The organism is Pseudomonas sp. PDM03 (assembly GCF_014852385.1).
Lineage (GTDB): Bacteria > Pseudomonadota > Gammaproteobacteria > Pseudomonadales > Pseudomonadaceae > Aquipseudomonas > Aquipseudomonas migulae.
In genome coordinates this window covers 360,016-371,809 of record NZ_JACVBM010000003.1, presented here as the reverse complement: position 1 = coordinate 371,809, position 11,794 = coordinate 360,016, and the positions used below count along the sequence as shown (strand labels likewise).

Sequence of the window (11,794 nt, the reverse complement as noted above, 5' to 3'; positions counted from 1 at the left end):
ACTGGGCCGTGTTGATGAAAGAGACGCTAAAGATGCTTATCTGACGCTCAAAGTAATCAGAAATACGTGATCAGGTGTTACCTATGTGCCTGAACTTTTCTGTTACCTATGTGGTTGACCCCTTCATCACCCCGAGCGTCCGGCCCCTCGCTCAGGCTCGGCGTTCCTTCGCTCCGGCATTCATCCGGGGGCATCGCCCTCCGGTTGGCTTCGCTGGCACCTACATGCGATGAGTTCGACTGCGTCGAACGGCGCTGCGCGCCAATCCCCGGATGAACACCTCTACTCAGCCTTCCGAAGGGGCGGGTGAGTCAAGATCAAAAGCCAAAGCAACAGCAAAATCAACGACCGGAGTGAGTTCCCTCTGTAGGAGCGAGCTTGTTCGCGAAAAACGCCCGGACAGCGCGCTCATCCAGACAATCCGCGCCATCGTTGACGTCCATCGCTGGCAAGCCGGCTCCTACACTGGATTGGTGTACGTATCCTGAATGAGGTAGCGCAGCTGAGAAGGGCAGCGCGGTCGACCAAAGAGCCAGGCCGGCTTTCAGGCCGCCTCGGCGGCTGTGGCGGTGGTCGCCCCCTCGAGAGGCCGAGTGGAGGTTCTGTGCAGTGGGCAACCCGGCATGGATGCCGGGTTAGCCGCCCCCGGCCATGGATGGCCGATGGCGGCGGGCCCACGGAGCAGGACCGGAGCGAGGGCATGGCGAGCATTAGCGAGCCACCGAACGACAGGGGCAAGAGCCCTTGGTTACTTGGGGCTCTTCCAAGTGACTCGCCGTAAGGGCGAAACCATTAGTGGCCGTTACCGCAGAAACGGATACGCACACAACCCAAGGCGCACAAACAAAAACGGCCTCTATATAAATAGAGGCCGTTCCCGGTACAACTCAACACGCTATCGCAAGAAAGATCTTACTTGCGGTCTTCCAGCTTGGTGATGTCACGCGACTCGTAGCCGGTGTACAGCTGGCGTGGACGGCCAATCTTGTACGGGCTGGAGAGCATTTCTTTCCAGTGGGAGATCCAGCCGACAGTCCGCGCCAGAGCGAAGATCACGGTGAACATGCTGGTTGGAATGCCGATCGCCTTGAGGATGATCCCCGAGTAGAAGTCGACGTTCGGGTACAACGAGCGCTCGATGAAGTACGGGTCGGTCAGGGCGATCTCTTCCAGGCGCATGGCCAGTTCGAGTTGCGGATCGTTCTGGATGCCCAGTTCCTTCAGCACTTCGTCGCAGGTCTTCTTCATCACGGTGGCGCGTGGGTCGCGGTTTTTGTAAACCCGGTGACCGAAGCCCATCAGCTTGAACGGATCGTTCTTGTCCTTGGCCTTGGCGATGAACTTGTCGATGTTCGACACATCGCCAATCTCGTCAAGCATGGTCAGGACAGCCTCGTTCGCGCCGCCGTGGGCAGGGCCCCACAGTGCAGCGATGCCGGCGGCGATACAGGCGAACGGGTTGGCACCCGAAGAGCCGGCCAGGCGTACGGTGGAGGTCGATGCGTTCTGCTCGTGGTCGGCATGGAGGATGAAAATCCGGTCCATGGCCTTGGCGAGTACCGGGCTGATCGGTTTGATCTCGCACGGGGTGTTGAACATCATGTGCAGGAAGTTTTCCGCGTACGTCAGGTCGTTGCGCGGGTACATCATGGGTTGGCCCATGGAGTACTTGTAAACCATCGCTGCCAGGGTCGGCATCTTGGCAACCAGGCGGATCGCGGAAATTTCGCGATGCTGCGGGTTATTGATGTCCAGGGAGTCGTGGTAGAAGGCCGAGAGGGCGCCAACTACGCCGCACATGACAGCCATCGGGTGGGCGTCGCGACGGAAGCCGTTGAAGAAGGTCTTCAACTGCTCGTGAACCATGGTGTGGTTCTTCACGGTGCTGACGAACTGGGCCTTCTGTTCTGCGGTCGGCAGTTCGCCGTTGAGCAGCAGATAGCAGGTTTCCAGGTAGTCCGACTTTTCAGCCAGCTGTTCGATCGGGTAGCCGCGGTGCAGCAGAATGCCGTTGTCGCCGTCGATATAGGTGATCTTCGACTCGCAGGAAGCGGTCGACATGAAACCAGGGTCAAAGGTGAAACGGCCCGTGGCCGTCAGGCCCCGAACATCGATAACATCGGGACCAACGGTGCCGGTTAAAATGGGCAGCTCGACGGGGGCTGCGCCCTCGATGATCAACTGCGCTTTTTTGTCAGCCATGTGGCCTCCTATTTATGCTTGAAATCATCAGACAGACCCCCCACGCAGGGCCCGCACCACTATAGTGAGATAAATTCGAATGTCAATTTGCCTAAAGTCTTGCTCCAGAAGGCTTTAACCGGACTTTTTCCTCGAAATTGACTGCCATTTACGCCTTTTATCCAACTTGTGCAATGCGCTATTAGGGGAAGGTGAACGCGTTGTCATTAGTAGCCTAACTGTCTATACTCGGCCACCGACCGCCAAGGGCTTTTGGGCTTGCTTTCATTGGGGGTCGCATCCCTGGGTGGTGGTTACCTGACCAGTGCACTCCCCAACAACTTTGCCCTGATTGTTAGGGGCTCTTCAGTGTGAAAAAAAAGCCGTGAAAAGCCAACGACCTGTAAACCTAGACCTAAGGACCATCAAACTCCCAGTCACTGCTTACACGTCCATTCTTCACCGTATCTCCGGTGTCATCCTCTTTGTCAGCCTGGCCATCATGCTTTACGCATTGGACAAGTCGCTGAGCTCCGAGGAAGGCTTCGGTCAGGTGAAAGCGTGTCTGACCAGTCCGCTAGCCAAGCTAGTGATTTGGGGCATCCTGTCCGCTCTGCTGTATCACTTGGTAGCCGGTGTGCGCCATTTGATCATGGACATGGGCATCGGTGAGACGCTGGAAGGCGGCAAGCTGGGCTCGAAAATCGTTATCGCCGTTTCCGTGGTGGTAATCGTTCTGGCAGGAGTTTGGATATGGTAACTAACGTCACGAACCTGTCGCGTTCGGGCCTCTATGACTGGATGGCGCAACGTGTGTCTGCGGTCGTTCTCGCGGCTTACTTCATCTTCCTGATCGGATACGTCGTTGCCAACCCAGGCATCGGCTACGCCCAATGGCATGAACTGTTCGCCAACAACTGGATGCGTATCTTCAGTCTCCTGGCCCTCGTTGCCCTCGGCGCTCACGCCTGGGTCGGCATGTGGACCATCGCGACCGACTACCTGACGCCAATGGCGTTCGGCAAGTCCGCGACCACTGTACGTTTCCTCTTCCAGGCAGTATGCGGCGTTGCGATGTTCGCTTACTTCGTCTGGGGTGTGCAGATTCTTTGGGGTATCTGATTCATGTCTACTACAGTTAATACGCTTTCGTTCGACGCCATCATCATTGGCGGCGGCGGTGCTGGCATGCGCGCTGCTCTGCAGCTGGCACAGGGCGGTCACAAGACTGCCGTTGTCACCAAGGTTTTCCCGACTCGTTCGCACACTGTATCCGCCCAGGGTGGCATCACCTGCGCCATCGCGTCTGCTGATCCGAACGATGACTGGCGCTGGCACATGTACGATACCGTCAAGGGTTCCGACTACATCGGTGACCAGGACGCTATCGAATACATGTGTTCCGTAGGCCCGGAAGCGGTCTTCGAGCTCGAGCACATGGGCTTGCCGTTCTCCCGCACCGAACAAGGCCGCATCTACCAGCGTCCGTTCGGCGGTCAGTCGAAAGACTTCGGTAAAGGTGGCCAGGCTGCGCGTACGTGCGCCGCTGCCGACCGTACCGGTCACGCACTGCTGCACACCCTGTACCAGGCCAACCTGAAGGCCGGCACCGTATTCCTCAACGAATACTACGGCGTCGACCTGGTTAAGAACGAAGACGGTGCCTTTGTCGGCATGATCGTCATCTGCATCGAAACCGGTGAAACCTCCTACGTTCGCGCTAACGCGACCGTATTGGCGACTGGCGGTGCAGGCCGTATCTACTCGTCCACCACCAATGCCCTGATCAACACCGGTGACGGCGTCGGCATGGCTCTGCGTGCTGGCGTGCCGGTACAAGACATTGAAATGTGGCAGTTCCACCCGACCGGCATCGCCGGCGCCGGTGTACTGGTTACAGAAGGTTGCCGCGGTGAAGGCGGTTACCTGATCAACAAGCACGGCGAGCGTTTCATGGAGCGTTATGCTCCGAACGCCAAAGACCTTGCTGGTCGTGACGTTGTTGCTCGTTCGATGGTTAAAGAAATCATCGCCGGCAACGGTTGCGGTCCGGATGGCGACCACGTAATGCTGAAACTCGATCACCTCGGTGAAGAAGTTCTGCACAGCCGTCTGCCAGGCATCATGGAGCTGTCCAAGACCTTCGCCCACGTCGATCCAGCCGTGGCGCCGATTCCGGTCGTTCCAACCTGCCACTATATGATGGGCGGCGTTGCTACCAACATTCATGGCCAGGCAATCACTCAGGACGCTGACGGCGTTGACCAGATCATCCCTGGTCTGTTCGCAGTAGGCGAAGTGGCGTGCGTATCGGTTCACGGTGCCAACCGTCTGGGCGGCAACTCGCTGCTCGACCTGGTGGTATTCGGCCGTGCGGCCGGTCTGTTCCTGGAGCAGACCCTGAAAGAAGGCGTTGATTACGCCCGTCCACGCCAGTCCGACATCGACGCTGCCCTGGCACGTCTCGATGGCCTGAACTCGCGTACCGAAGGCGAAGACGTCGCTACCCTGCGTAAAGAACTGCAAAGCTGCATGCAGAACTACTTCGGTGTATTCCGTACCGGCGAATACATGCAGAAGGGTATTGCTCAGCTGGCTGATCTGCGTGGCCGTATCGCCAACGTCAAGATCAACGACAAGAGCCAGGCGTTCAACACTGCTCGAATCGAAGCCCTGGAACTGCAGAACCTGCTGGAAGTGGCCGAAGCCACCGCCATCGCTGCAGAGATCCGCAAAGAGTCCCGCGGCGCTCACGCCCGTGAAGACTACGAAGATCGCGACGACGAAAACTGGCTGTGCCACACCCTGTACTTCCCGGGTGACAAGCGCGTGACCAAGCGTGCTGTGAACTTCTCGCCGAAGACTGTTCCGACTTTTGAACCTAAGATTCGGACTTATTAAGGGTGGCCGCCATGTTGCAAGTCAGTGTTTATCGCTACAACCCTGATCAGGACGCCGCGCCGTTCATGCAGGAATTCCAGGTCGATACCGGTGGTAAAGACCTGATGGTCCTGGACGTGCTGGCCCTGATCAAAGAGCAGGACGAAGGTTTCTCCTATCGTCGCTCTTGCCGTGAAGGCGTTTGCGGTTCCGACGGCATGAACATCAACGGCAAAAACGCTCTGGCATGCGTCACGCCGCTGTCTTCTGTCGTAAAAGGTAACAAGCTGATCGTTCGTCCGCTGCCAGGTTTGCCGGTTATCCGTGACCTGGTCGTCGATATGAGCATCTTCTACAAGCAATACGAAAAGGTTAAGCCATACCTGCAGAACGACACGCCGGCTCCGGCCATCGAACGTCTGCAGACCCCTGAAGAGCGTGAAAAGCTCGACGGTCTGTACGAGTGCATCCTGTGCGCTTGCTGCTCGACCTCTTGCCCGTCCTTCTGGTGGAACCCGGACAAGTTCCTGGGTCCAGCTGCCCTGCTGCAAGCGTATCGCTTCCTGGCAGACAGCCGCGACACCAAGACAGCCGAGCGTCTGGCTGCGCTGGATGACCCGTTCAGCGTATTCCGCTGCCGCGGGATCATGAACTGTGTAAACGTTTGTCCGAAAGGCCTGAACCCGACTAAGGCCATCGGTCACGTACGTCACATGTTGCTGCAAAGCGGCGTGTGATTCAGCAGTACCCGTAGGACCGCTGTACCCGTAGATGCTACGGCGCAGGCTTCAACCGGCGCCGTAGTTTTAACCTGAGCAGCAGCTCACAAAGCTGCCGCTCTTATTTTGAAGAAATGAGACAAGCAGGGGCATCCGGGCTGGTACCCGGACTATCAGCGTGATCCTAAGTGGCTTGTTTTGGTCGCTGCATTCGGACTTCTGCAAGTTTGCTCGGTGTCGACGCCGATGGTGTTCCCCTAACCGAGGGTGACCAAGCATGCAAGAAAGCGTGATGCAGCGCATGTGGAACAGCGCCTACCTTTCCGGAGGTAACGCTGCCTATGTGGAAGAGCTTTATGAGCTCTACCTGCACGACCCTAACGCTGTGCCAGAAGAGTGGCGCACCTACTTTCAGAAGTTGCCGACCGAAGGCAACTCTGCCACCGATGTTTCGCACTCCACAATTCGCGATCATTTCGTCTTGCTGGCAAAGAACCAGCGCCGCGCCCAACCGGTTTCCGCCGGCAGCGTGAGCAGTGAGCACGAGAAGAAGCAAGTTGAAGTGCTGCGATTGATCCAGGCCTACCGTATGCGTGGCCACCAGGCAGCTCAGCTTGACCCGCTGGGACTGTGGCAGCGTCCTGCACCTGCAGACCTGTCAATCAATCATTACGGCTTGACCAATGCCGATCTTGATACGACCTTCCGTGCCGGCGACCTGTTCATCGGCAAAGAGGAGGCGAGCCTACGCGAAATTCACGAAGCGTTGCAGCAGACATATTGCCGCACCATCGGCGCTGAATTCACGCATATCACCGATTCCGAGCAGCGCCAGTGGTTCCAGCAGCGTCTGGAAAGCGTGCGTGGTCGTCCGACGTACTCCGCCGACATCAAGAGCCACCTGCTCGAGCGCGTCACTGCCGGTGAAGGCCTGGAAAAATACCTGGGCACCAAATACCCGGGCACCAAGCGTTTCGGTCTGGAAGGCGGCGAAAGCCTGATTCCGATGCTCGACGAACTGATCCAGCGTTCCGGTTCCTACGGCACCAAGGAAATCGTGATCGGCATGGCCCACCGTGGTCGTCTGAACGTGCTGGTCAACACCTTCGGCAAGAACCCGCGCGAGCTGTTCGACGAGTTCGAAGGCAAGAAGAAGGTCGAGCTGGGTTCCGGTGACGTTAAATACCACCAGGGCTTCTCGTCCAACGTGATGACCGCCGGCGGTGAAGTTCACCTGGCCATGGCGTTCAACCCGTCCCACCTGGAAATCGTATCTCCAGTGGTCGAAGGTTCGGTTCGCGCCCGTCAGGATCGTCGTAACGACCCTACCGGTGAGAAGGTTCTGCCGATCTCCATCCACGGTGACGCGGCATTCGCCGGTCAAGGCGTGGTGATGGAAACCTTCCAGATGTCGCAGACCCGCGGTTTCAAGACCGGCGGCACCGTGCACATCGTGATCAACAACCAGGTCGGTTTCACCATCAGCAACCCGCTGGACTCGCGTTCCACCGAGTACGCGACCGACGTTGCGAAGATGATCCAGGCGCCGATCCTCCATGTGAATGGTGATGATCCGGAAGCCGTGTTGTTCGTGACCCAGCTGGCCATCGACTACCGCATGCAATTCAAGCGTGACGTGGTGATCGACCTGGTCTGCTACCGTCGTCGCGGCCACAACGAGGCCGACGAGCCTAGCGGCACTCAGCCTCTGATGTACCAGCAGATCACCAAACAGCGCACCACCCGTGAACTGTATGCCGATCGCCTGACTCAGAGCGGTGTGCTGGACGTTGAGCGTGTTCAGTCGAAAGTCGACGAATACCGCAACGCGCTGGACAACGGTCTGCATGTTGTAAAAAGCCTGGTCAAAGAGCCGAACAAAGAGTTGTTCGTGGACTGGCGTCCGTACCTGGGCCACGCCTGGACTGCACGTCACGACACGCGTTTCGATCTGAAGACCTTGCAGGAACTGTCCGCCAAGCTGCTGGAAATTCCAGAAGGCTTCGTGGTTCAGCGCCAGGTTTCGAAAATCTACGAAGACCGTCAGAAGATGCAAGCCGGCGGCCTGCCGATCAACTGGGGTTACGCCGAAACCATGGCGTACGCGACCCTGGCGTTCGAAGGTCACCCGATTCGCATGACGGGTCAGGACATCGGTCGCGGTACGTTCTCGCACCGTCACGCTGTCTTGCACAACCAGAAAGACGCGGGTACCTACATCCCGTTGCAGAACCTGTACAACGGCCAGCCACGTTTCGACCTGTACGATTCGTTCCTGTCCGAAGAAGCGGTTCTGGCGTTCGAGTACGGTTATTCGACCACCACGCCTGAAGCGCTGGTGATCTGGGAAGCCCAGTTCGGCGACTTCGCCAACGGTGCCCAGGTGGTTATCGACCAGTTCATCACCAGTGGCGAGCACAAGTGGGGCCGTCTCTGCGGTCTGACCATGCTGCTGCCGCACGGTTATGAAGGTCAGGGTCCGGAGCACTCGTCGGCTCGTCTGGAGCGTTACCTGCAACTGTGCGCCGAGCACAACATTCAGGTAGCCGTACCGACTACGCCGGCTCAGATCTACCACTTGCTGCGTCGTCAGGTGATTCGCCCGCTGCGCAAGCCATTGATCGTTCTGACTCCGAAGTCGCTGCTGCGTCACAAGTTGGCCATCTCGACTCTGGAAGATCTGGCCGAAGGTTCGTTCCAGACCGTTATCCCGGAAATCGATGCACTGGACCCGAAAAAGGTCGAGCGCGTTGTTCTGTGTAGCGGCAAGGTCTACTACGACCTGCTGGAAAAACGCCGTGCCGAAGGTCGTGATGACATCGCCATCGTGCGTATCGAGCAACTGTACCCATTCCCTGAGGACGACTTGAAAGAAGTCCTGGCTCCTTACACCAACGTCAAAAATGCCGTGTGGTGCCAGGAAGAGCCGATGAACCAGGGTGCGTGGTACTGCAGCCAACACCACATGCGTCGTAGCATCAGCAATCTCAACAAGTCTCTCGTACTTGAGTACGCGGGCCGTGAGGCTTCTGCTGCACCTGCATGCGGTTACGCATCGATGCACGCTGAGCAGCAGGAAAAACTGCTGCAAGACGCCTTTACTGTTTAACGCCTTCGCGCACCTGAAACCGAATTTAAGGACTCACAGATAATGGCTATCGAAATCAAAGCCCCCACTTTCCCGGAATCGGTTGCCGATGGCACCGTTGCCACCTGGCACAAGCAACCGGGCGACGCTGTAAAGCGTGACGACCTGATCGTCGATATCGAAACCGACAAGGTTGTGCTGGAAGTGTTGGCCACTGCTGACGGCGTGCTGGGCGCTATCGTCAAGAACGAAGGCGACACCGTTCTGTCCGACGAAGTCCTGGGCTCCATCGTTGAAGGCGGCGCCGCTGCCGCTGCTCCGGCTGCCGCTGCTGCTCCGGCCGCTGCACAGGCTGCTGCTCCAGCCGCCGAAGGCGAAGACGATCCTGTTGCTGCACCGGCTGCTCGCAAGCTGGCTGAAGAAAACGGCATCAACATCGCTTCCGTTGCCGGCACCGGCAAAGGCGGTCGTGTGACCAAGGAAGACGTGGTTGCAGCCGTTGCTGCCAAGAAAGCCGCTCCGGCTGCCGCGCCTGCCAAGGCTGCCGCTCCTGCTGGCGCTGCTCCTGTGTTCGCCGCTGGCGACCGCATCGAGAAGCGCGTACCGATGACCCGCGTTCGCGCTACCGTGGCCAAGCGCCTGGTAGAAGCTCAGTCGAACATGGCGATGCTGACCACCTTCAACGAAGTCGACATGACCGAAGTCATGGCCCTGCGTTCGAAGTACAAGGACCTGTTCGAGAAGTCCCACAACGGCGTACGCCTGGGCTTCATGTCGTTCTTCGTCAAGGCTGCCACCGAAGCGCTGAAACGCTTCCCGGCTGTCAACGCATCGATCGACGGTGGCGACATCGTTTACCACGGCTACGCTGACGTCGGCGTTGCAGTTTCCAGCGACCGCGGCCTGGTTGTACCGGTTCTGCGTAACGCCGAACTGATGAGCCTGGCTGAAATCGAAGGCGGCATCGCCACCTTCGGCAAGAAGGCTCGCGACGGCAAACTGTCGATGGACGAAATGACCGGCGGTACGTTCACCATCACCAACGGTGGTACCTTCGGTTCGATGATGTCGACTCCGATCGTCAACCCGCCGCAAGCGGCCATCCTGGGCATGCACAACATTCTGCAGCGTCCTATGGCGATCAACGGTCAGGTCGTAATCCGTCCGATGATGTACCTGGCTCTGTCCTACGATCACCGTCTGATCGATGGCAAAGAAGCTGTGACCTTCCTGGTTACCATCAAGAACCTGCTGGAAGACCCGGCTCGTTTGCTGCTGGATATCTGATTTCGTTGCATGGGCCGTGCAGGATGGCGGCCCGTCTGTAATGACCAGCTTCGTCCCACGACGGTCCCCATAAGGGGCCGTCCGGTTTGATTCGAGAAGGAATGACACATGACTCAGAAATTCGACGTGGTAGTGATTGGCGCGGGCCCTGGCGGTTACGTGGCTGCCATTAAAGCAGCGCAACTGGGCCTCTCCACTGCCTGCATCGAGAAATACACTGACGGCGAAGGCAAACTGGCCCTCGGCGGTACTTGCCTGAACGTCGGCTGCATTCCATCCAAGGCGCTGCTGGACAGCTCCTGGAAATACAAGGAAGCCAAAGAAGGCTTCGCGATCCACGGTATCAATCACGCTGGCGTGACCATGGACGTGTCGGCAATGGTTGGCCGTAAAGCCAACATCGTCAAAGGCCTGACCTCTGGCGTTGCTACCCTGTTCAAGGCGAACGGCGTCACTTCCCTGCAAGGTCACGGCAAACTGCTGGCCGGCAAGAAAGTCGAACTGACCAAGCCAGACGGCAGCGTTGAAATCATCGAAGCCGAGAACGTGATTCTGGCTTCGGGTTCGCGTCCGATCGACATTCCACCGGCTCCGGTTGACCAGAAAGTGATCGTCGATTCGACCGGCGCACTGGAATTCCAATCCGTACCTAAGCGTCTGGGCGTTATCGGCGCTGGCGTGATCGGTCTGGAACTGGGTTCGGTATGGTCGCGCCTGGGCGCTGAAGTGGTTGTTCTGGAAGCGCTGGAGAAGTTCCTGCCGGCTGCTGACGACGCCGTTTCCAAAGAAGCCTACAAAACCCTGACCAAACAAGGTCTGGACATCAAGCTGGGCGCTCGCGTCACCGGTTCCAAAGTGAACGGCGACGAAGTCGTTGTGAACTACACCGACGCCAACGGCGAACAGAGCATTACCTTTGACAAGCTGATCGTTGCCGTTGGTCGCCGTCCAGTGACCACCGAACTGTTGGCTGCCGACAGCGGTGTGACCATCGACGAGCGCGGTTTCGTATTCGTTGACGACCAGTGCGCCACCAGCGTACCGGGCGTTTACGCGATCGGTGACGTGGTTCGCGGCATGATGCTGGCGCACAAGGCGTCCGAAGAAGGCATCATGGTTGTTGAGCGCATCAAGGGCCACAAAGCGCAAATCAACTATGACCTGATCCCTTCGGTTATTTATACTCACCCGGAAATCGCATGGGTCGGCAAAACCGAGCAGACCTTGAAGGCTGAAGGCGTTGAAGTTAACGTTGGCACCTTCCCGTTCGCAGCCAGTGGCCGTGCCATGGCAGCCAACGACACCGGCGGTTTCGTGAAAGTCATTGCCGATGCCAAGACTGACCGCGTATTGGGCGTCCACGTGATTGGCCCGAGCGCTGCAGAACTGGTTCAGCAGGGCGCGATCGGCATGGAATTCGGCACCAGCGCTGAAGACCTGGGCATGATGGTTTTCTCCCATCCGACCCTGTCTGAAGCCTTGCACGAAGCAGCTCTGGCTGTGAATGGCGGCGCCATCCACATCGCCAACCGCAAGAAGCGTTAAGACAATAAGAAACCACGGCGGTATGGCCCGTCGTGAGCCTTGCATGCAAGACTCACCGCGGAATATCCGCTGGACGCAGTCTTGCGTGGCTGCA

The 11,794-nt window shown here is 58.1% G+C and carries 8 protein-coding genes; 7 read left to right on the top strand and 1 reads right to left on the bottom strand.

What is annotated here, in order from left to right:
• Positions 1-912 precede the first annotated feature (912 nt).
• A complete protein-coding gene (gene gltA / locus IB254_RS08490; RefSeq protein ID WP_008032658.1) occupies positions 913-2,202 on the bottom strand; it encodes a citrate synthase in 1,290 nt (429 codons plus the stop codon).
• Between the two features lie 364 nt (positions 2,203-2,566).
• Here gltA and sdhC point away from each other — a divergent pair, with 364 nt between their 5' ends.
• The 7 genes from sdhC to lpdA all read left to right on the top strand — a co-directional run bounded on the left by sdhC (position 2,567) and on the right by lpdA (position 11,700).
• Complete coding sequence (gene sdhC / locus IB254_RS08485; protein WP_017127965.1) at positions 2,567-2,941, top strand: succinate dehydrogenase, cytochrome b556 subunit; 375 nt, start codon at positions 2,567-2,569, stop codon at positions 2,939-2,941.
• Positions 2,935-3,303 (top strand): succinate dehydrogenase, hydrophobic membrane anchor protein, encoded by a 369-nt coding sequence (gene sdhD, locus IB254_RS08480; protein ID WP_008032661.1) that lies wholly within the window; start codon positions 2,935-2,937, stop codon positions 3,301-3,303. The genes sdhC and sdhD overlap by 7 nt, the downstream gene beginning before the upstream one ends.
• A gap of 3 nt (positions 3,304-3,306) precedes the next feature.
• On the top strand, positions 3,307-5,082 hold the full coding sequence (sdhA, locus tag IB254_RS08475) for a succinate dehydrogenase flavoprotein subunit (protein WP_008032662.1): 1,776 nt from the start codon (positions 3,307-3,309) through the stop codon (positions 5,080-5,082).
• Between the two features lie 11 nt (positions 5,083-5,093).
• Complete coding sequence (locus tag IB254_RS08470; protein WP_192417002.1) at positions 5,094-5,798, top strand: succinate dehydrogenase iron-sulfur subunit; 705 nt, start codon at positions 5,094-5,096, stop codon at positions 5,796-5,798.
• 259 nt (positions 5,799-6,057) lie between these two features.
• Positions 6,058-8,889, top strand: a complete 2,832-nt coding sequence (locus IB254_RS08465) for a 2-oxoglutarate dehydrogenase E1 component (RefSeq protein WP_008032666.1) — start codon at positions 6,058-6,060, stop codon at positions 8,887-8,889.
• Between the two features lie 42 nt (positions 8,890-8,931).
• Complete coding sequence (gene odhB / locus IB254_RS08460; protein WP_192226099.1) at positions 8,932-10,155, top strand: 2-oxoglutarate dehydrogenase complex dihydrolipoyllysine-residue succinyltransferase; 1,224 nt, start codon at positions 8,932-8,934, stop codon at positions 10,153-10,155.
• A 108-nt stretch (positions 10,156-10,263) separates the two neighbouring features.
• Positions 10,264-11,700 carry a dihydrolipoyl dehydrogenase gene (lpdA, locus tag IB254_RS08455; RefSeq protein WP_192417001.1) on the top strand — a complete coding sequence of 479 codons (1,437 nt, stop codon included), beginning with the start codon at positions 10,264-10,266 and terminating at the stop codon, positions 11,698-11,700.
• The last annotated feature ends 94 nt before the right edge of the window (positions 11,701-11,794 follow it).

What these genes read in the sequence shown, in the direction of transcription:
- lpdA (WP_192417001.1), top strand. Translation starts at nt 10,264, where the DNA reads ATGACTCAGAAATTCGACGTGGTAGTGATTGGCGCGGGCCCTGGCGGT.
- gltA (WP_008032658.1), bottom strand. Translation starts at nt 2,202, where the DNA reads ATGGCTGACAAAAAAGCGCAGTTGATCATCGAGGGCGCAGCCCCCGTC.
- IB254_RS08470 (WP_192417002.1), top strand. Translation starts at nt 5,094, where the DNA reads ATGTTGCAAGTCAGTGTTTATCGCTACAACCCTGATCAGGACGCCGCG.
- sdhD (WP_008032661.1), top strand. Translation starts at nt 2,935, where the DNA reads ATGGTAACTAACGTCACGAACCTGTCGCGTTCGGGCCTCTATGACTGG.
- IB254_RS08465 (WP_008032666.1), top strand. Translation starts at nt 6,058, where the DNA reads ATGCAAGAAAGCGTGATGCAGCGCATGTGGAACAGCGCCTACCTTTCC.
- sdhA (WP_008032662.1), top strand. Translation starts at nt 3,307, where the DNA reads ATGTCTACTACAGTTAATACGCTTTCGTTCGACGCCATCATCATTGGC.
- odhB (WP_192226099.1), top strand. Translation starts at nt 8,932, where the DNA reads ATGGCTATCGAAATCAAAGCCCCCACTTTCCCGGAATCGGTTGCCGAT.